15 protein-coding genes are annotated in these 19,404 nt (G+C 69.9%); 2 read left to right on the top strand and 13 right to left on the bottom strand.

The genetic code is table 11. The features are described from left to right. Window positions 1–46: 46 nt before the first annotated feature. The 3 genes from PGB34_RS22180 to PGB34_RS22170 all read right to left on the bottom strand — a co-directional run bounded on the left by PGB34_RS22180 (window position 47) and on the right by PGB34_RS22170 (window position 4,527). Window positions 47–508, bottom strand: a complete 462-nt coding sequence (locus PGB34_RS22180; RefSeq protein WP_271430285.1) for a hypothetical protein — start codon at window positions 506–508, stop codon at window positions 47–49. A 22-nt stretch (window positions 509–530) separates the two neighbouring features. Continuing rightward, window positions 531–3,989: a beta strand repeat-containing protein gene (locus PGB34_RS22175; RefSeq protein ID WP_271430284.1), complete on the bottom strand. Its 3,459-nt coding sequence runs from the start codon at window positions 3,987–3,989 to the stop codon at window positions 531–533. A gap of 169 nt (window positions 3,990–4,158) precedes the next feature. Next, window positions 4,159–4,527, bottom strand: coding sequence for a hypothetical protein (locus tag PGB34_RS22170; protein WP_271430283.1), 369 nt, complete (start codon window positions 4,525–4,527; stop codon window positions 4,159–4,161). A 552-nt stretch (window positions 4,528–5,079) separates the two neighbouring features. On the opposite strand from PGB34_RS22170, the gene PGB34_RS22165 reads away from it, so the two are divergent. Beyond that, entirely contained in the window at window positions 5,080–5,727 is a 648-nt protein-coding gene (locus tag PGB34_RS22165) for a hypothetical protein (protein ID WP_271430282.1), read from the top strand. A 24-nt stretch (window positions 5,728–5,751) separates the two neighbouring features. Here the strand turns inward: PGB34_RS22165 and PGB34_RS22160 are convergent, their stop codons facing one another. Continuing rightward, window positions 5,752–6,951, bottom strand: coding sequence for a fumarylacetoacetate hydrolase family protein (locus PGB34_RS22160; RefSeq protein ID WP_408647939.1), 1,200 nt, complete (start codon window positions 6,949–6,951; stop codon window positions 5,752–5,754). Between the two features lie 143 nt (window positions 6,952–7,094). Between PGB34_RS22160 and PGB34_RS22155 the strand changes: the two genes are divergently transcribed. Further along, window positions 7,095–8,048, top strand: a complete 954-nt coding sequence (locus tag PGB34_RS22155) for an acyltransferase (RefSeq protein ID WP_271430281.1) — start codon at window positions 7,095–7,097, stop codon at window positions 8,046–8,048. 3 nt (window positions 8,049–8,051) lie between these two features. Here the strand turns inward: PGB34_RS22155 and PGB34_RS22150 are convergent, their stop codons facing one another. From PGB34_RS22150 to PGB34_RS22110, 9 genes are all read right to left on the bottom strand, one after another. Continuing rightward, a complete protein-coding gene (locus PGB34_RS22150) occupies window positions 8,052–11,789 on the bottom strand; it encodes a molybdopterin cofactor-binding domain-containing protein (RefSeq protein WP_271430280.1) in 3,738 nt (1,245 codons plus the stop codon). Beyond that, window positions 11,786–12,325: a (2Fe-2S)-binding protein gene (locus PGB34_RS22145; protein ID WP_271430279.1), complete on the bottom strand. Its 540-nt coding sequence runs from the start codon at window positions 12,323–12,325 to the stop codon at window positions 11,786–11,788. The genes PGB34_RS22150 and PGB34_RS22145 overlap by 4 nt, the downstream gene beginning before the upstream one ends. Then, window positions 12,326–13,039: a bifunctional nicotinamidase/pyrazinamidase gene (gene pncA, locus PGB34_RS22140; RefSeq protein WP_271430278.1), complete on the bottom strand. Its 714-nt coding sequence runs from the start codon at window positions 13,037–13,039 to the stop codon at window positions 12,326–12,328. It abuts the gene before it with no gap. A gap of 42 nt (window positions 13,040–13,081) precedes the next feature. After that, window positions 13,082–13,825 carry an ABC transporter ATP-binding protein gene (locus PGB34_RS22135; protein WP_271430277.1) on the bottom strand — a complete coding sequence of 248 codons (744 nt, stop codon included), beginning with the start codon at window positions 13,823–13,825 and terminating at the stop codon, window positions 13,082–13,084. After that, complete coding sequence (locus PGB34_RS22130; RefSeq protein ID WP_271430276.1) at window positions 13,822–14,658, bottom strand: ABC transporter ATP-binding protein; 837 nt, start codon at window positions 14,656–14,658, stop codon at window positions 13,822–13,824. Before PGB34_RS22130 ends, PGB34_RS22135 begins: the two co-directional genes overlap by 4 nt. Further along, window positions 14,655–16,622: an ABC transporter permease gene (locus PGB34_RS22125; protein ID WP_271430275.1), complete on the bottom strand. Its 1,968-nt coding sequence runs from the start codon at window positions 16,620–16,622 to the stop codon at window positions 14,655–14,657. Before PGB34_RS22125 ends, PGB34_RS22130 begins: the two co-directional genes overlap by 4 nt. Window positions 16,623–16,775: 153 nt before the next feature. After that, complete coding sequence (locus PGB34_RS22120; protein WP_271430274.1) at window positions 16,776–17,987, bottom strand: ABC transporter substrate-binding protein; 1,212 nt, start codon at window positions 17,985–17,987, stop codon at window positions 16,776–16,778. An 81-nt stretch (window positions 17,988–18,068) separates the two neighbouring features. After that, complete coding sequence (locus tag PGB34_RS22115) at window positions 18,069–18,653, bottom strand: amino acid synthesis family protein (RefSeq protein WP_271430273.1); 585 nt, start codon at window positions 18,651–18,653, stop codon at window positions 18,069–18,071. 40 nt (window positions 18,654–18,693) lie between these two features. After that, window positions 18,694–19,338 carry an amino acid synthesis family protein gene (locus PGB34_RS22110; RefSeq protein WP_271430297.1) on the bottom strand — a complete coding sequence of 215 codons (645 nt, stop codon included), beginning with the start codon at window positions 19,336–19,338 and terminating at the stop codon, window positions 18,694–18,696. Between the last annotated feature and the right edge of the window lie 66 nt (window positions 19,339–19,404).

Below are 19,404 nucleotides of genomic sequence, written 5' to 3'. Positions count from 1 at the left end.
CAGCAGAATCCTTGACAAGGCCAAGCCCCCCTCGGGGCCTGGCTTCTCATCGGCTGTTGTTCAAGACCGTGATGTTCTCCACCCCCTGTCCGTCGACGAACAGCGTCACGTTGCCCGTGACGTTGCCCTGGATGTTCGGGCTCGCGATGCGCACCGTGCCGTCCGCGCTCTGGGTCACGTCCTGGTAGGTGGTTCGGATCACGAGGTTGGTCTGGTTGTTGGGGAGCTTGAGCGTGCCGTCGGGCTGCACCAGCGCGGCCTGCTCGGTCACGCGCTGCTCAGCGATGGCGCGGGCCACGCGGGCCTTGGCCGACACACCGGGCGTCACGCCGTCGATCAATTTGATACCGCCCTCTTTCTGGTCCTTGTAGGCGCCCATCGCTTCTCCGTAATTGACCAGCTGCGCCTGCGCGCCCATGCCCAGGCCCAGCAGCAGGCCGGCCGCGGCCACGGCGCGCGCCGCGCGCGAGAGATTGAGGAATTCGGAAGAGATGATGAAGAAGGCCATGGCGATGACTCCTTGCTGAAACTCACATGTTGAGCACCGTGACGGCCGGGCCCACGGTGACACTGCGGCTGACGACGCCGCCCGGCTTGGTGATGGTGTAGCCCACGTTGCCGGCCCAGGGCGCGCCGCCGGTCACGCCGGCCGCGCCTGCGATCACGCCGCCCGTGGTGCGGACGCTGCCCACGGTGCGGCCCACGCCGGCACTGGAGGCGTTGCCCACGATGGTCACCGAGCCCGTGATGGCGCCGCGGTTGATGACCGAGTTGGCCGTGCCGCCCATCGAGGCGTTGCCGTTGTTGCCCGCGATCACCACCTTGCCGGCCATCACGCCGTGGTTGACCACCGAGTTCACCGTGCCGCCGCCGTTGGCGCTGCCGCGGTTGCCCGCGATGGTCACGCTGCCGGTCAGCGTGCCGCGGTTGTCCACGCTGTTGACGGTGCCGCGCGAGGCGCTGCCGTCGTTGCCGATGATGGCGATGTTCACGCCCGTCAGGTTGCCGCGGTTGCGCACGCTGTTGGCCACGCCGCCGTTGCGCGCCGAGCCGTTGTTCGACGCGATGGTGATGTTGCTGCCCGAGATGCGGCCGCTGTTGGCCACCGAGTTCACCGTGCCGTCGCGGTCCACCGAGCCCTGGTTGTTCAGGATGGTGATGTTGGAGCCCGCGATGGCGCTGCTGTTGGCCACGCTGTTGACCAGGCCGCCGTCGCGCGCACTGCCGCGGTTGCCGCTGATGGCGATGCTCGAGCCCGCGATGGAGCCGGCGTTGTCCACGCTGTTGAGGGTGCCCGCGCCGGTCACGTTGCCGTGGTTGCCCAGGATGGTGATGCTGGAGCCCGCGATGCGCGCGCCCTCGCGGTTGCGCAGGCTGTTGGCATGCGCGTCGCCCTGCGAGGCGCGCGCGCCGCCGCGGTTGCCCGTGATGGCCACCGTGCTGCCCGAGATGCGGCCTTCGTTCTGCAGGCTGTTGGCCGCGGCGCTCTTCTTGTCGCTGGCGCGCACGTCCTCGGCCGTGTTGCCCGCGATGCTGATGCCCGAGCCTTCCGTGGCGCCGCCCTTCTCCTGCGTGAAGCTGTTGGCCTGGGCCAGGCCCTTTTCGGCCTGCACGTCGCGCGCGGTGTTGCCCGTCAGTGCGGCGGTGCCGCCGCGCAGCGTGCCCATCACCTGCACCGCATTGGCGTTGGCATGGCCCACGCCGCGGTCGATCACGGCCAGGCCGGCCACCGTGCCTTCGCTGCCCTGGCTGCGCACGCGCTCGGCCGTGTTGCCGCTGATCAGCACGCTGTTGCCCTGCACATCGCCCTGGCCGTTGAGCGCGAAGGCGTTGGCGTTCACGCGGCCGCCGTCGGCCTCGATGGTCTGCGCCGTGTTGCCGCTCAGGGTGATCGGCGAGCCCGACAGGCGCACGCCGTTCTCGCCTTCGAGGTACACGCCGTTGGCCACCAGGATGCCGTTCTTGGCGCTGCCGATGGCCGCCACCTGCGCATAGCCGCCGCCGGTGCTGATCTGCTGCGCGCGGTTGCCCGACAGCGTGATCGGGCTGCCCGACACGCGCGCGCCGCGATAAGCCGCCAGCGCGTTGACCAGCGCCGTGCCGCCCACGGCCGACACCTCGGTGGCGCGGTTGCCCGACAGGCTCAGCGCGGAGCCGCCGTCGATCTGCACGTTCTCGCGCAGCACCACGCCGTTGGCCGCCACGCGCGAATCCTTCTCGGCGCTGAACACCTGGCCCGGGCCCGACATCTGGCTCGCGCCGGTGGACAGGCGCTCGGCCGTGTTGCCGCTGATGCTGGTGCGCGCCGACAGCTTCACTTCGCCCTCGCTGCCTTCGGCGCTCACGCTGTTGGCCACCAGCCGGCCGCCCTGGGCCGACAGGCTGTTGGCCGTGTTGCCGGTGATCGCGACCGAGCCGCCGTCCACCGTGGCGCCGAACACCGCCAGGCTGTTGGCCAGCGCCATCGAGTTCTGGCTGGCCGAGAACAGCAGGCCACCGCCCGCGCTGCCCGAAAAGCCCTGCGCCTGCACCTCGCTGGCGCGGTTGCCCGACAGCGTGACCGGCGTGTTCTGCACACGCCCGCCCATGGCCACCACGCTGTTGGCCGATGCCAGTCCGCCAGCACCGCGCACGCCCGTGGCCTGGTTGTCGGTCAAGGTGATCGGCGACTGCTCCAGCCGCGCCTGCGAAGCCAGCGCCACGCTGTTGCCCAGGGCGCGGCCGTTGCGCTGGAAGTCCGCCACGGCGCCGCCGACCACCGAGGCCGATCCGCCCGAAGTGCTCAGATCGCGCGCCGTGTTGCCCGTGAGCTGGATGTCGCTGCCCTGCGTGCGCGCGTCGGCCAGCCAGATGCTGTTGCCGGCCGCGCCGCCGCCGTCGGCGCGCACGCCATCGGCCACGTTGCCCTGCAGCACATGGCGCGTGGCGCCGTTGACCTGGCCCTGCTGGATGGAAATGCTGTTGGCCAGCGCGGTGGCGGCCACCTGCATGTCGGCCAGCGCACCGCCGGCCAGACTGGCCGAGGCGCCGCGCGCCTGCACGCCGCGTGCCTCGTTGCGGCTGTGCAGCGCCTGGTACTGGCGCATGCCGCCGTTCTGGTAGTCGGCCAGGTTCAGGCTGTTGGCCGCGGCAAAGCCGCCCACGGCCGACAGGTTCTGTGCCACGTTGCCCTGCTGCTGCACCGTGGCGCCCTGCGCCTGCGTGTTCGCCAGCAGCGCGCTGTTGGCCGCGGCCACGCCGCTGAGCTCGGCCTTGGCCACCGCGCCCCAGCCCAGCCCGGCCGAGCCGCCGCCCGCGAGCACGTCGCGGGCCTGGTTGTTGTCTTGCAAGAGGCGCAGCGAATCGAGCTGGCTGCGCGAAGCCGTCAGCGCCTGCGCCAGCGCCGAGCCGCCCATGGACTGCAGTTCGCTGGCCTGGTTGCTGGTTTGCGTGGCGCGCGTATCGCGCATCGGGGAGTCGTCGATCAGCACGCTGTTGGCGCCCGCGCGGCCCACGGCCTGCAGCGAGCCCGCGCCCAGCACCACCGAGGCGTCGCCGCCCATGGCTTCGACGTTCGTGGCCTTGTTGCCGCCCACCACCATCTGGCTTTGTGCCAAAGGTTGCCGGCCGGCCGCGCCCGTGAGCTGCACCGCATTGACCACGGCCGAGCCGCCCAATGCATTGACCAGCCCCAGGCTCTCGTTGCGCAGCACCTGCAGCCGGCTGCCGCGCGATTCGATGCCCGTGAGCGCCACGCCGTTGACCAGCGCCGAGCCACGCGCCTGCGCATTGGCCGCCAGCCCCATGCCCGCGGCCACGCGCCCGCCCGCGGCCGTCACGGGCCCGCTCACGCGGTTGCCCTGCACCTGCGCCTGCGTCTGCGCGTCCACCTGGCTGCCGGGTCGCTGCACCACCCAGCCCAGGTCCTGCAGCACGCCCTGCTGCGCCAGTGCCGGCGAAAGATTTGCCAACAGTGCGGCCAGAGCCACCAGCGACAGTCGATGCTTCATGAACAGTCCACCTACGTAGTCAGCGTGACGCCACCAGCTTTCTTCCATCCGAGCCGGCGAGCGCAGCGAAGCCCTCAGGGCACCCACGGGACCGGCTTTGCCGGACCGCAGGGTGCGCCCCCTTCCCGCGAAGCGAGAGAAGGGGGAGGCGCGAAGCGCCCTGGGGATGTCAGTTGATGTTCACGCTGTTGACGTTGGCGGTGCCGCCGATCGCCTTAATGCCGTCGGCCTCGTTGTTGCTGACGGTGATCTCGGAGTTGTTGACCTTCGAGCCGGTGATGTTCACGCTGTTGACGTTGGCGATGCCGGTCATGTCGGCGGTGCCGGCCACCTTGGCCACGCCCAGGGAGCCGCCGATGGCCATCACGTCGCGAGCCTTGTTGCCCGAGACCGTGATGCGGCTGTTGTTGATTTCCGAACCTGCCGAGCCGGAGCCCTTGCCGATGCCGGGGATGTTGCCGCTGCCGCTCTGGGCAAATGCGGTGGCGGAAACGCTGGCAATGAGCGCAATGGCGCTGGCCGCGACGATTTTCTTCATGTGTTCACTCCTTGAAGCTGTGACTGGGGACAAAAATTGAAGAAATGCGGTCCGCGTCGAACCACACGCTGGAATCTAGCGAGGGCGGCGCTCATCAAACTGCCTTAGTTGTAAAGCGCTGTTGGTATACAAACGGTTGCGATTTCTCGCGAACATGCCGCCAACCTGTGCGAATGTTCAATCATTCGAGGGCTTCTCCTACAAGCTCTCCTACAGAAGGGCCAGGAGGTGCGCGCCGGTTTTCCGGCGTCGGGCGCGGCCTTCAGGCCAGATGCGAATTCGTCGTGTCTGCGAGCCTGTTAAGTGAGTAAGCATTCGCATGAAGAGGCTGCAGGAAGGCCCTGGAGCACATGCCCCTGTTGCTGTCAAGGCCAGGGGCGGGCCGAACCCGCGTCCTGCGCGCAACAGCTGCAACGCCTGCGAAACATCGATTCACAAAAACGCCGGCTCCCGCCCCCGATGCGGCCCGCGACTACAGCCTGGCGACATGGGCACCGGCCACACTTCGGCTCCCGATCACTCACACACAAGGTGCTGCCTGCGATGGCCCTGATGCCGACTTCTTCCCCCGGACCCGCTTCGTCATCGGCGCGCGCGCTGCCGTCGCTGCGCCTGGGCGCCCTCGCCGCCGCCATCGTGCTGCTGAGCGCCTGCGATCCCAAGCCCTCCGCCGGCAGCGTCGCCTTCCCCGACGACGCCCAGATCGTGGCCGCCCTGCGCACCGACTTTGCCGAAGACCCGAACAACGAGCGGGCCCGCGCGCTGGTCGCGCAGCTGGGCGGCGAGAAGAGTTCGCTGGACTACGCCATCCGGCGCGTGGTCTCGCGCCAGGGCGCCTTCGAGGCCCACTACGACGTGAGCCTGCGCATGGGCCGCTCGGGCGCCGACAGCCTGAGCGCGCTGTACGCGCAGATGATCCCGGCCGAGGAAGCGGCCAAGCTGCCGCAGCCCGTGACGCTGGAGGAGCAGGAGAAGTGGCTGCGCCAGCAGGCCCAGGCGCAGCAGAAGAGCGCCCCGCAGGACGCCGCGGCCCTGACGGCCACGCTGGACGCGCTGGGCGGCTGCTACCGCGAGCGCAAGGCCGGCGACAGCGTGACCCTCATGAGCGGCCTGGCCGCGCTGCTCTCGCCCGAGCGCTCGGGCTGGTACGCCGAGCGGCTGCAGTCGCCGCGGCTGCAGCTCAGTTGCCTGCCGACCTGAATGAATGAATGAGGCGCCCGCGCCTCAGCCGCCCAGCAGCCCGCGCCCGGCCAGGTTGCGCATCAGCGCCGTGATGCCGAACTGCCAGCGCGCGGCCTGCTGTGCGTGCACCACGCGGTTGACCAGCGCGCCCAGCTCGGGTGCCTGGATGCGCACCCCATCGCCCACCACATGCGTGAAGCCCTGGCCCGGGCCATGGCGGTCCTGCGTGGGCGCGAACATGGTGCCCAGGAACAGCATCAGCCCGTCGGGGTAGTCGTGCTGCGGGCCGATGGCCTGGGCCACCAGCGCCAGCGGGTCGCGGCTGATCTTCGCCAGCGAGCTGCTGCCCTCCATCACGAAGCCCTCGGGCCCGGCGACGTGCAGGCCCACGGTGATCCGGCGCACGCTATCCATGTCGAAGTGCGCGTCGAACAGGCGGATGAAGGGGCCGATGGCGCAGGAGGCGTTGTTGTCCTTGGCCTTGCCCAGCAGCAGCGCGCTGCGGCCTTCCACGTCGCGCAGGTTCACGTCGTTGCCCAAGGCCGCGCCCTGCACCCGGCCCTGGCTGTTGACGGCCAGCACCACCTCGGGCTCGGGGTTGTTCCAGACCGAGCTTTGGAGGATGCCCACGTCGGCGCCCGTGCCCACGGCGGCCAGCACCGGGGCCTTGGTGAAGATCTCGGCGTCGGGGCCGATGCCCACTTCGAGGTACTGCGACCAGGCGCCCTGCGCGATCAGCAGCGCCTTGACCTGCGCCGCCTGGGCCGAGCCGGGCACGATGCCCGCGAGGTTGTCGCCCAGCACCTTTGAAAGCCCGCTGCGGATGGCTTCGGCCCGCGAGGCGTCGCCGCGCGCCTGCTCCTCGATCACGCGCTCGAGCAGGCTGGCCACGAAGGTGACGCCGCTGGCCTTGACGGCCTGCAGGTCGCACGGCGCCAGCAGCCAGGGCAGGCCTTCGTCACGCGTGGCCGCGCTGCTGTTGGCCAGCGTCTGGGCCAGGTCGGCCACGCGCGGGGCCTGGCCGGCCGCCAGCGCGGCACGCACGGCCTGCGCCGCATCGGGGCGCTCCAGCAGCTCGCTGGCCGTGGGCGCCAGCGCGCTCAGCTCATGCAGGCCGTCGCCCTGCACCGCCACCAGCGTCGGCCCCTGGCCCGGCAGCCACAGCCGGCCGACCAGGAGTGCGCGCTCGGCATCGCGGGGCAGGGATTGGGCAGGGGTGAGCGTGGTGTGCAGCAAGGACATGATGGCAAGGTGAGGGCGATGGGCAAAGGCTGGATTCTGTCGCCCCCCGCGCGCGGCCCGCAGCGGGCGAACCCGGCCCGTGCGCGCCTGCGCGCAGGCAGGCGCGCAGGCCTCACAATGCACGCTCGCTCCTGCGTCATGCCATGCTCTTTTTTCTGCCCTCGCCGCTGCGCGGCCTCATCGCCGGCCTGCTGCTGGCTTTCAACACCCTGTTCTGGGCCCTGCCGCTGTTCGTGCTGGCGCTTTTGAAGCTGCTGCTGCCCGTGGCCGCGCTGCGCCGCCCGCTCGATGTGGCGCTCAACGCCTGCGCCAGCGGCTGGATCCAGTGCAACAACCTCTGGATCCGCCTGGTGCAGCGCCAGCGCTGGGACGTGCAGCAACCGACGGACCTGGACCTCCAGGGCTGGTACCTGGTCAACTGCAACCACCGCAGCTGGGTCGACATCTTCGTGCTGCAGCAGGCCTTCAGCGGCCGCATTCCGCTGCTCAAGTTCTTCCTCAAGCAGCAGCTGATCTGGGTGCCCGTGGTGGGCCTGGCCTGGTGGGCGCTGGAGTTCCCCTTCATGAAGCGGCATTCCAAGGCCGCCCTGCGCCGCAACCCCGCCCTGCGCGACCAGGACCGCGAGACCACGCGCCGCGCCTGCGAGAAGTTCCGCCACGTGCCCACCAGCATCACCAACTTCGCCGAAGGCACGCGCTTCACGCCGGCCAAGCACCTGGCCCAGGGCCAGCCCTATCGCCACCTGCTCAAGCCCAAGGCCGGCGCGCTGGCACTGGCCATCCACGCCATGGGCGCGCAGTTCCGCTCGCTGGTCGACGTGACCATCGCCTACCCGCAGGGCACGCCCACCTTCTGGGACCTGCTGTGCGGCCGCGCCGGCCATGCCGTGCTGCGCGCGCGCACCTTGCCCATCCCGCCCGAGTTCAGCACCAGCAACTACGAGCAGGACAAGGCCTTCCGCACGCGCTTTCACCGCTGGCTGGCGCAGTTGTGGAACGACAAGGACGCGCTGCTGGACGAGCTGCTGCCGGCCGAAGCCGGCGCGGCCAGGGCAGAGCCCGCGCCCGATACGCAGCAGACCACCCCCATCGCCTGAGTTTCAGGGCAGCTGCGGCTGCGCGTGCGCGGCCTGGGGCGCGAAGCGCGCGCGCATGTAGAGCGCCAGTTCGGCGATCTGCGCATCGCTGAGCGCATCGCGGAAAGCCGGCATGTAGCCCAGCTTGCGCGTGGCCGGCGCACGCACGCCGTCGAGGATGGTGCGGATCAGGTTGTCGGGCCGCGCGCTGCTCAACTGGCTGTTGAGCGCCAGCGGCGTGTTCACGCCCAGCAGCGTGGGGCCGTCGCCGTCGTGATGGCAAGCGGCGCAGGCGCTGTCGAACAGGCGCTGGCCCGGGCCCAGCAGTTGGCCCTGGCCGGCGGCGGCCGACTGCACGATCGACCAGGCTTGGTCTTTCTGTTGCGGCTGCTGCGGCGGCGGCGCCGGATTGAAGCTGGCCAGGTAGGTGGCCATGGCGCGGATGTCGGCGTCGGGCAGGGCCTGCATCTCGCGCACCACCTCGGCCATGGGGCCGCCGGCCACGCCGTGGCGCGGCGAGTGGCCGTGGCGCAGGTAGGCATACAGGCCCTCGGCGTCCCAGGGCACGGGGCTGTTCGACAGCGCGGTGAGCGCGGGCGCTTCCCAGCCGTCAATCATCGCGCCCGACAGGAAGGCGGGGCCGGTCTTCTCGGCGCCCAGCGCATTGCGCGGCGAATGGCAGGCCGCGCAATGGCCCAGGCCGTTGACCAGGTAGGCGCCGCGGTTCCAATCCACGCTTTGCGTGGCCACGTTCTGATGGGGCCTGGGGTCGTGGAACAGCGCGTTCCAGCCGGCCATGAGCGGGCGCAGGTTGAAGGGGAATTTCAGGTCATTGGCCGGCGTGGGCGCATGCACCGGCGGCAGCGACATGAAGTACGCATACAGCGCCTGCAGGTCGTCGTCGCTGGTCTTGGCAAAGGCGGTGTAGGGAAAGGCCGGGTACAGGTGCCTGCCGTCGCGCGAGATGCCTTCGCGCATCGCGCGCTGGAAGGCGCTGAAGGACCATTGGCCCAGGCCGGTTTGCGCATCGGGCGTGAGGTTGGTGGTGTGGATGGCGCCAAAGGGCGTTTCCATGGCCAGCCCGCCCGCATAGGGTTGGCCGCCGGGCGCCGTGTGGCAGACCACGCAGTCGCCGGCCGCGGCCAGCACGCGGCCGCGCTCGATGGTTTCGCTGCTGTAGGCCGCCGCGCTGAAGGACACCGGCGCAATGGCCGGGCGCCAGCCCATCAGGCCCGCCACCACGCCCAGGCCGCCCACCACCAGCGCGCCGGCCGTCGCCCACACCCCCTTGCGCCGCGGCCGGTATCTCGTTGCCCCCTCCCCCGCCGGGGGAGGGTTGGGGTGGGGGCCGCGCGCCATCGGCACCCGTGCATCGTCGCCACGTCCACCCTCGCCCGCAGGCAAGGGATTGAGCGCCGCCAGCACCTTCTCCGGCGTGAACGGCGGCGCGCGAAAGCGCACGCCCGTGGCATCAAAGATCGCATTGGCGATGGCCGCCGTGCCGGGCACCGAAGCCGATTCGCCCGCGCCCAGCGGCGCCTCGCCGGGACGTGGCATCTGCAGCACCTCGATCACCGGCACTTCGCGGAAATTGAGGATCGGGTAGCTGCCCCATTCGCGGCTGGCCACCACGCCTTGCGGCAGCACGCCCGCCAGTGTCTGGCGCGTGGCCGCCTGCGCGCGCGCCGAAGCCGGCGCGAACTGCACTTCTTCCTTGAGCGCGCGGCTGGTGGTCTGCAGCACGTTGCCGTGCACCTGATGCTCTACGCCCGCGGGGTTGACGGTCAGGCCCGCGTCATGGCCCACCACCACGCGGCGCACATGCACCTCGCCGGTCTTGCGGTTGACCTCCACATCGGCGACCCAGGCGGACCAGGCGGCGCCAAAGCCGGGCCACTTGCTGTGGATGTACCGCGCGTAAGCAAAGCCCTGTCCAAACAGGATATCGCCGCCCGGCCCCAAGCCACCATCGCTTTTCTCCTGCGGCCCCGTGCGCCAGCGCCAGCCGGCTTTTTGCGCGGTGGCCTGGATCAGCTCGACGGCGCGCGGGTCTTCCTGCAGATGACGCAGGCGGAACTGCACCGGGTCCACGCCCGCGGCGGTGGCCAGCTCGTCGATGAAGCTTTCGTGCGCGAAGGAGTTGGGCAGCGCCGACACGCCGCGCAGCCAGGAGGCGCGCACGATGGGCGCCATGTCGTGCACCTGCACGCGCAGGTTCTCGTAGGCATAGGGCGGGCGCGCGGTGCGGTCGCCCATCTCGTAGGCCTGGGCCAGCGGCTCCACGGTGCGCGTGAGCAGCAGCGCCAGGGTGGGCGCGCCGTTGCTGGGGTAGGCGGTCTGGAAGTCGTAGGCGCCAATGCCCCCCTGCGGCGAGAGCGCGCCCGCCACCGTCATGAGCTGGGCTGTGCCCTTGGGCTCCCACTGGTGCTCCTGCTCGCGCGTGAGCTGCACGCGCACCGGCACGCCCAGGTGCGCGACGGCACGCGCCAGCAGCGCCGCATCGGCGGCCACGTCGTCGGCGCCGTTGCGGCCATAGCAGCCAGCGGCCTCCATGCGCACCACATCGACCTGCAGGTCTTCAAGGCCCATGAGCTTGGCCAGGTCTGCGCGCAGCACATGCGGGTTCTGCGACCCTGCCCAGACACGCAGGCCCGCGCCCGCTTCGGGCGCCCACAGTGCCACGGCGCAAGACGGCCCGATGGACGCATGCAGCTGATAGGGCCACAGGTACTCGCGCCGCATGGCATTGCCCGCACCCGCCAGCGCGGCCTGCACGTCGCCTTCGTCCACCAGCGTGCGCGTGGTGGCGGGGTTGTCGCGGATGGCCTGCGCCACCTGGTCGGGCGCACTCAGGTCGGGCATGCCGGGCCAGGACTTCCAGCGCAGCTTCAACTCGCGCGCGGCCTGCTCGGCATGTTCTTCATGCTCGGCCACCACGCCGACGAAGTCGCGGATCACGACCACCGCGCGGATGCCGGGAATGTGCGCGATGGAGGCTTCATCCACCGATTCGAGCGTGTTGCCAATGAACTCGCCATGGTCGGCGCCCGCATAGGGAGGCCGCACCACGCGGCCGTGCAGCATGCCGGGCAGGCGCAGGTCGTGCACGAAGCTCAGCTCGCCTGCCAGCTTGGCCGGGATGTCCACGCGCGGCTGCGGCGTGCCGACGATGCGGTAGTCGGCCACCGGCTTGACCGGCGTGTCGGCATCGAGCCGCAGCACGGTGCGCTGGCCGGCCACCAGCGCGCCGATGGGCAGGGCAGGGGCATCGTCCGCACCCTGCACGCGGACCACGCCGTGCCGCAGCGCCAGCGAATCCGCAGCCACGCCCAGGCGCTGGGCCGCGCGCGCCAGCAGCCAGCCGCGCGCCTGCGCCGCGGCCAGGCGCAGCGGCTGCGCGTGGATCTGGATCGAGGCGCTGGCGATGGTGGCGCCCTGGTTGGGCACGCTGGCCGTGTGGCCCAGGGCCATGGCCACGCAGTGCAGCTGCAGATCGAGTTCTTCGGCCACGATCTGGGCCAGCGCGGTGCGGATGCCGGTGCCCAGGTCCACATGGCCGTTGAGCGCGCTCACGCTGCCGTCGTCCCACACGGCCAGCAGCACCTCGTCGCCTTCGGCCGGGTTGGCGGGCACGGCCAGCGGCTGGCCCTTGGCCGGCGGCGGCGCGGGCGGCGGCGTGCGCACCAGCACCAGCACGCCTTCGCCGTTCAAATAGTCTGCGCGCGTGCGCGGCAGCTCGGCGCGACGCGGTGCTGCGCTCATGACTGGCCCTGCTGCGCCATGCGCTGCGCGGCCAGCGTGACGGCGCGCAGGATCTCCACATGCGTGCCGCAGCGGCACAGGTTGCCCGAAAGCTCGGCGCGGATGCGCTCCTGGCTGGGCTGCGCTTCGCGCGCCAAAAGCGCCGCAGCCTGCATGACCATGCCATTGAGGCAATAGCCGCACTGCGCGGCCTGCGCTTCTTCAAAAGCCGCCTGCACCGGGTGCCAGTCGCGCGCCGCAGCGCCGGGACCGCCCTGCGTGCGCACGGCCGTGCCGCATGCCAGCGCCTGCGGCGCGAGCCCTTCGAGCGTGGTGATGTGCCGGCCCGCCATGCCGTGCGCCGGGATCACGCAGGCGCGCGCGGCCACGCCGTCCACATGCACGGTGCAGGCGCCGCACTGGCCCAGGCCGCAGCCGTACTTGGGGCCGTTCAGGCCCAGCGCGTTTCGCAGCAGGTGCAGCAACGAGGCTTCGCGCGAAGCCGTGCAGCGCACGGGCTGGCCATTGACGGTGAGTTCGAGGACGGCCGTGTTCACTCAGGCGATGTCGCTGGACTGGATGCGCTGCACGCCCTGGGCCTGCATCTGCTTCCACGCCTTGGCCAGCGAGCCATTGAGGTCGATGGCGCGCGTGGCGTCCTCGATCACATAGGCCTTGAAGCCGGCCTTGCGTGCGTCGAGCGCGGTCCAGGCCACGCAGAAATCGGTGGCCAGGCCGGTGACGAAGACGGTGTCGATGCCGCGCGCCTTGAGGTAGCCGGCCAGGCCCGTGACGGTCTTGCGGTCGGCCTCCTGGAAGGCCGAGTAGCTGTCCACGCCCTTGTTGAAGCCCTTGCGGATGATGAGTTGCGCGGTGGGCAGTTGCAGGTCCTTGTGCAGGGCCGCGTCGTCGGTGCCCTGCACGCAGTGGTCGGGCCACAGCACCTGCTCGCCGTAGTTCAGCCGGATGCTGGAAAAAGCCTTCTGCCCGCTGTGCGCGCTGGCGAAGGAGGCATGGCCCGGCGTGTGCCAGTCCTGCGTGGCGACGATGTTCTGGAACTTCGGCGCCAGCGCGTTGATGACCGGCACCACTTCCGCCCCGCCCTTGACGGGCAGGGTGCCGCCCTCGACGAAGCAGTTCTGCACATCGACCACGATGAGCGCGGCCTTGGCGCCGGGCTTGATGGGTGCGGCGGCCTGCAGTGCGGGTGTCAGCCCGACCAGGCCGAAGCCTGCGGCGGATTGAAGAAGCGAGCGACGGGACAGACTCATGACGGACTCCTCAAGTGAAGACGCGAAGCGGCCTGGGGGTTGTCATACCGACAAATACGCGCGGCGCACACCCTCGTTGGCCGCCAGTTCGGCCATGCTGCCGTCGAAGCGGATCTGGCCTTTTTCCAGCACATAGGCGCGGTCGCTGACCAGCTCGGCGAAGTGCATGTTCTGCTCCGACAGCAGGATGGACACGCCCTGGCTCTTGAGCTCCAGGATCATCTGCGCCATCTGCTCGACGATCACGGGCGCCACGCCTTCGGAGGGCTCGTCCAGCAGCACCAGGTAGGGGTTGCCCATCAGCGTGCGGGCCACAGTCAGCATCTGCTGCTCGCCGCCGCTCATGCGCCCGCCGGGGCGGTTGGGCATCTCGCCCAGGTTGGGGAAGAGCTTGAACAGCTTCTCGGGCGTCCACAGCGGCGCATCCGTGCCATCGGCCCAGCGGCGAGCCGGTTGCCTGCCCACTTCGAGGTTCTCCATCACCGTGAGATCGGTGAACACGCGCCGGTCCTCGGGCACGAAGCCCAGGCCCATGCGCGCCGCGTGGTGCGGCTCGCTGCGCGAGATGTCCTGGTCCAGGAAGCGGATGCTGCCGCGGCGCTTGGCCAGCATGCCGATCAGCGCCTTGAGCGTGGTGGACTTGCCCGCGCCGTTGCGGCCCATCAGCGCCACCACTTCGCCGCGGCGCACGTCGAGCGAGACGTCGTACAGGATCTGCGCGGCGCCATACCAGGCGCACAGCGATTGCGCCTGCAGCAGCACGGGGGGAAGGTTCTGGCCGGTCATGCGGTGGCTCCCACGGCCGCGTTCACCTGGGCCTTCAGGTCGGCAGACTGCTGGGCAATCTTTTCAAAGGTCTTGCCGCTGCCGAAGTACACCTCCTGCACCTTCGGGTGGTCGCGGATCTCGGCCGGTTTGCCTTCGGCGATGAGGCGGCCGCGCGCCAGCACGATGGAGCGGTCGGCATAGGCAAAGACCACGTCCATGCTGTGCTCGGTGAAGAGCACGGCCATGCCGCGGCCCAGCACCAGCTCCTTGGTCAGCGCCATCAGCTCGTTGCGCTCCCGGGGCGCCATGCCCGCGGTGGGCTCGTCCATCAGCAGCAGCTTCGGGTCGTTGGCCATGGCGATGGCCAGCTCCACTCGCTTGACGTCGCCATAGGCCAGCTCGCTGCAGGGCCGGTCGGCCTGGGCCTTCATGCCCACCTGGTCCAGCAGGTCCAGCGCCTTGTCGCGTTCATGGTCGGCGGCGCGGCGCCACATCGAGAACAGCCTGTCGTCGTGCGAGAGCAGCGCCATCTGCACGTTCTCGACCACCGTGAGCGAGGCAAAGGTCTCGGCGATCTGGAAGGTGCGGCCCACGCCCAGGCGCCAGATCTCGCGCGGCTTCAGCCCGATCAGCTCGGTGCCGGCCAGGCGGATGGAGCCCTGGTTGGCCTTGAGCTGGCCGTTGACCATGTTGAAGGTGGTGGACTTGCCGGCGCCGTTGGGGCCGATCAGGGCCAGCAGCTCGCCTGCGTAGAGGTCGAAGCTGATGCCGTCCACGGCCTTGACGCCGCCGAAGGACTTGCCCAGGTCCTGCACGCGCAGCAGGGGCTGGTTGGCGTGGACGCTGTTCATGCGCGCACCTCCGGCGTGGCTTTGCCGCCGGCCAGCGGCGCGGACGCCGTGCGGGGCGCTTGTGGCTGCTGCGGCGCAGGATCGGAAGGCCGCCAGCGCTCGAACAGCTGCCTGATGAAGCCCGCGATGCCCTGCGGGAACAGCAGCACCAGCAGCAGGATGATGCCGCCGAGCATGGCGCGCCAATAGTCGGTGCTGCGGGCCACGGTGTCGTGCAGCCAGGTGAAGGTCACGGCGCCCACCACGGGACCGGCCAGGGTCTGCAGGCCACCCAGCAGCACCATCACCAGGCCATCGACCGACTTGGTCACGTTGAGCGACTCGGGCGAGATGCTGCCCTTGGAGAAGGCGAAGAGCGCGCCCGCCAGGCCGCCCACGGCGCCCGCGATGATGAAGGCCACCCACTGCATGCGTTTGACGTCGATGCCGATGGCGTCGGCCCGCAGCAGTGAATCGCGGCCCGCGCGCAGCGCATAGCCAAAGGGCGAGAACAGCACGCGGCGCAGCCACCAGATGCCCGCGCCCACCAGCGCCAGGGTGAGCCAGTAGTACATGCGCTTGTCCGAGAACAGCTCCGAGGGCCACACGCCCGTGAGGCCGTTGCTGCCGCCCGTGAAGGTGTCCCACTGGTAGGTGATGGCCCAGGTGATCTGCGCGAAAGCCAGGGTGAGCATGGCCAGGTACACGCCCGACAGCCGCACCGCGAACCAGCCGAAGACAAAGGCGCCCGCAGCGGCGACGAGCGGCGCCACCACCAGGGCCGCTTCCATCGGCATGCCAACGCTGCGCACCAGCAGCGCCGCGCCGTAGGCGCCCAGGCCGAAGTAGGCCGCGTGGCCGAAGGAATGCAGCCCGGCCGGCCCCATGATGAAGTGCAGGCTGGTGGCGAACAGGGCCGCGATCATCAGGTCGATCAGCAGCACCGTGGTGTACGAGGAGGCGGCCATCAGCAGGGGCGCTGCCGCCAGGGCCAGCGCCAGCACGGCGGCCGCGGCCATGTAGAGCGTGGTGGGCCGGCGCAGCGGCGCTTCGGGCATGCCCACGTAGCGGCTGGGCGCCTGGGCCTTGCCCAGCAGGCCCCAGGGGCGCCACACCAGCACGGCAGCCATCACCAGGAAGTCCACCATCAGGGTGAGCTTGGAAAAGGAAATGCTCAGGCCGAACACGTCGACCACGCCCAGCCAGATGCACAGCGCCTTGAGTTCGGCCACCAGCAACGCCGCCAGGTAGGCGCCGGGCAGCGAGCCCATGCCGCCGACCACCACGATCACGAAGGCCGCGCCGATGGTGTGCATGTCCATCTCCAGCGTGGCGGGCTCGCGCGGCAGCTGCAGCGCGCCGCCCAGGCCGGCCAGCAGCGCCCCGAGCGCGAACACGGCCGTGAACAGCCAGGCCTGGTTCACGCCCAGCGCGCTGACCATCTCGCGGTCCTGCGTGGCTGCGCGCACCAAGGTGCCGAAGCGCGTGCGCGTGAGCAGCAGCCACACCGCGCCCAGCACCAGCGGGCCGACGGCGATCAGGAACAGGTCATAGCTGGGGAACTGCCGGCCCAGGATCTCGACCGAGCCACGCAGGCCCGGCGCGCGCGGGCCCAGCAGCTCTTCGGGGCCCCAGATCCAGAGCGCCGCATCCTTGATCACCAGCACCAGCGCGAAGGTGGCCAGCAGCTGGAACAGCTCGGGCGCCTTGTAGATGCGGCGCAGCAGCAGCACTTCGACCAGCGCGCCCAGCACGCCCACCGCCACGGCCGCCAGCAGCAGCGAGGGCCAGAAGCCCAGCGTGTCGGCAAAGCGGTCGGTCAGCGTGTAGGCCACGTAGATGCCGACCATGTAGAAGGAGCCATGCGCGAAGTTGACGATGCGCGTGACGCCGAAGATCAAGGACAGCCCCGCCGCCACCAGGAACAGCGAGGAGGCGGAGGCCAGCCCATTGAGGAGCTGAACGATCAATCCCGAAAAACTCATGGCGGTCTGTCGTGGTCGGTGCGAAACGGCGTGGGGCCGGCGAAGCGGGACTCAGCCCGGTGGTCTCAGGGCACCCGGGGAACTGGTTTTGCCAGGCCTGTGGGTGCGCCCCCTCACGCAGCAGAGGGGGGAGCGGCGAAGCCGCCTGGGGTGTCAGTCGTTGCTTCTGGACTTCTTGACCGCGTCGGCAGTCGGCTGGAAGCGCGCGTCGGCGCCATCGAGGTAGGTGTAGTTCACCATCACGCCCTTGCCGCCTTCGTTCTTGGTGCGGCCCACGTAGGCGCCCATGGTGGACTGGTGGTCTTCGGCGCGGTAGCTGATCTTGCCGAAGGGCGACATCAGCTCCAGGCCGCGGAAGGCGGTGATGAGCTTTTCGGTGTCGGTGCTGCCGGCCTTGGCGATGCCCGCGGCGGCCGAGTGGATCATGCTGTAGCCCACCACCGAACCCAGGCGCGGGTAGTCCTTGAACTTGGCCTGGTAGGCCTTGACCCAGGCGTCGTGCTCGGGCGTCTTGATCGAGTACCAGGGGTAGCCGGTCACGATCCAGCCGTCGGGCGCCTCGTCCTTGAGCGGGTCCAGGTACTCGGGTTCGCCGGTCAGCACGCTGACCACCTCGCGGCCCTTGAACAGGCCGCGCGTGTTGCCTTCGCGCACGAACTTCGACAGGTCGGCCGCGAACAGCACGTTGAAGATCGCGTCGGGCTTGGCATCGGCCAGCGCCTGCACCACGCTGCCCGCATCGACCTTGCCCAGCGGCGTGGCCTGCTCGGCCACGAATTCCACGTCGGGCTGCGCCGCCTTGAGCAGCTGCTTGAAAGCCGCGGTGGCCGATTGGCCGTACTCGTAGTTGGGGTAGACGATGGCCCAGCGCTTCTTCTTGAGCTTGGCGGCCTCGGGCACCAGCATGGCGGCCTGCATGTAGGTGCCCGGGCGCAGGCGGAAGGTGTAGCGGTTGCCGCCCTGCCAGGTCATCTTGTCGGTCAGCGGCTCGCCGGCCAGGTAGAAGAACTTCTTTTGCTTGGCGAAGTCGGCCAGCGCCAGGCCGGTGTTGGACAAAAAGGCGCCGGTCAGCATCTCCACCTTCTCGCGCGAGACCAGCTCTTCGGCCATGCGCACGGTGTCGCCGGGGTTGCCGTTGTCGTCGCGCGTGACCAGTTCGATCTTGCGGCCGTTGACGCCCCCCTTGGCATTGATTTCCTCCACGGCCAGCTCCATGCCCTTCTTGTAGGGCTCCAGGAAGGCGGGCTGCGCCTTGTAGCTGTTGATCTCGCCGATCTTGAGCACGCCCTGGGCGTGGGCGGGCACGAGCGAAACGGTCAGGGCTGCCAGGGAGATGGCGCCAAACACCAGGTGCAAGGGTTTCATGGGGACTCCTCGAAGGTTGGGGGTCGGGTGAATCAACAACAACAACAAAAAAAGAAAGCGAACTGGAAAGCAAAGGGCGGCTTATCTCAAGCCGTCCTTGCCTTCAATTTCCGAAACCTGCAAACCGCCGATGCGCGGCAGCGGCCGGCCGCTGTCGGTCACGGCCACGGCGACCACGATCTCACCCGCGCGCGGCGCATCGCTCACGCGCGCCTCGACGGCATCGAAATGGCTGCGCACGAAGGCCGCGTCCTTGTGGCCCAGCGGCACGTCGATGGCGGTGCCCAGGGTGCCGCGCTTCTTGGCCGAAGGCACCAGCGCGGCGCCCTTTTCCACGGCCACGCGCAGCGGCGCGCCCAGCTTGGGATGCAGGATGGCGGCCGCATGCTCGAGCTCGCCGCCCTCGCCCACGATGGCGGCCTTGCCGTAGCTCTGGGCCTGGCCGGGTTCGATGCCCAGCGCCTTGACGGCCTTTTCACCGAGCAGCGCGCCCAGCTCTTCGCCGATGGCGATCAGCTCATCGAGCTTCTCGCTGTAACGGCCGGCGTAAGGATTGGCGATGACGGCGATGGCCACCGCGCGGCGCGTGGGCGGGTCGATGGTCTGGCCCTGTTCCTGGCGCGTCTCGTCGACCTGGATGACGAGCTTGCGGATGTTGGCTGGCATGAAGGCTCCTCTTGTTCTGGATGGGCGGCGTCTCAGCGCCTCAGCGCAGGCCATCCCACTTCGTGATGTTCTCGGCCCGCAGGCCGCCCACACGCTCGTGCACGCGGTAGCCGGTGCTCATCGCGAGGATGAAGACGATCTCGTCGGATTCGGGCGCGCCGGGCACACGCACCTCGATGGCGTCGAACTGGCCGCGCACATAGCTGGCATTGATGTTGGTCAGCGGCACGTCGAGCGTGGCGCCGGGCGGCCCCACCTTCTTGGTCGAAGGCACGATGGACAGCGCATTGCCGGGCTGGCCGGTTTTCTTCTCGTCCACCGTGCCCGACTTGTAGGCCGCGCGGTCGCCCTTCCAGCCCAGCAGTTCGCGCATGGCATAGCCGCCGGGCACATGCCACAGCGCGCCATGCTCCAGCTCGCCGGCCGCACCCACGATGGCACCCTTGCCGTAGGTGGCGATCTGCGAAAGCGGCACGTCCATGGCGGCATGCAGCCGGTGCGCCATGTCCACGCCCACCGGCTCCAGCAGGTCCATCATGGGCAGGATCTCGCGTTCATAGCGGCCCGCATAGGGGTTGGTCAGCACCACGCCGATCGCGCCGCGCACCAGCGGCGTGGCGGCCTGGGGACCGAACTCGTGGTGGATGTGTTCCACCTGCGTGAACACGCGGCGGATGTCGATCAGCGAAGCATTCACTGGGGCACCTTCGGGCGGCCGGGCGGCGCTCATGAATGCACACCTTGGCACAGG

It is taken from the genome of Xenophilus arseniciresistens (genome assembly GCF_028023875.1).
GTDB classification, from domain to species: Bacteria; Pseudomonadota; Gammaproteobacteria; order Burkholderiales; family Burkholderiaceae_C; genus Xenophilus; species Xenophilus arseniciresistens.
This window is presented reverse-complemented; position numbering and strand designations above follow the sequence as displayed.

Excerpts from the sequence above, each read along its gene's own strand:
- PGB34_RS22180 (WP_271430285.1), bottom strand. The coding sequence starts at position 508 with ATGGCCTTCTTCATCATCTCTTCCGAATTCCTCAATCTCTCGCGCGCG.
- PGB34_RS22175 (WP_271430284.1), bottom strand. The coding sequence starts at position 3,989 with ATGAAGCATCGACTGTCGCTGGTGGCTCTGGCCGCACTGTTGGCAAAT.
- PGB34_RS22170 (WP_271430283.1), bottom strand. The coding sequence starts at position 4,527 with ATGAAGAAAATCGTCGCGGCCAGCGCCATTGCGCTCATTGCCAGCGTT.
- PGB34_RS22165 (WP_271430282.1), top strand. The coding sequence starts at position 5,080 with ATGCCGACTTCTTCCCCCGGACCCGCTTCGTCATCGGCGCGCGCGCTG.
- PGB34_RS22160 (WP_408647939.1), bottom strand. The coding sequence starts at position 6,951 with ATGTCCTTGCTGCACACCACGCTCACCCCTGCCCAATCCCTGCCCCGC.
- PGB34_RS22155 (WP_271430281.1), top strand. The coding sequence starts at position 7,095 with ATGCTCTTTTTTCTGCCCTCGCCGCTGCGCGGCCTCATCGCCGGCCTG.
- PGB34_RS22150 (WP_271430280.1), bottom strand. The coding sequence starts at position 11,789 with ATGAGCGCAGCACCGCGTCGCGCCGAGCTGCCGCGCACGCGCGCAGAC.
- pncA (WP_271430278.1), bottom strand. The coding sequence starts at position 13,039 with ATGAGTCTGTCCCGTCGCTCGCTTCTTCAATCCGCCGCAGGCTTCGGC.
- PGB34_RS22135 (WP_271430277.1), bottom strand. The coding sequence starts at position 13,825 with ATGACCGGCCAGAACCTTCCCCCCGTGCTGCTGCAGGCGCAATCGCTG.
- PGB34_RS22130 (WP_271430276.1), bottom strand. The coding sequence starts at position 14,658 with ATGAACAGCGTCCACGCCAACCAGCCCCTGCTGCGCGTGCAGGACCTG.
- PGB34_RS22125 (WP_271430275.1), bottom strand. The coding sequence starts at position 16,622 with ATGAGTTTTTCGGGATTGATCGTTCAGCTCCTCAATGGGCTGGCCTCC.
- PGB34_RS22120 (WP_271430274.1), bottom strand. The coding sequence starts at position 17,987 with ATGAAACCCTTGCACCTGGTGTTTGGCGCCATCTCCCTGGCAGCCCTG.
- PGB34_RS22115 (WP_271430273.1), bottom strand. The coding sequence starts at position 18,653 with ATGCCAGCCAACATCCGCAAGCTCGTCATCCAGGTCGACGAGACGCGC.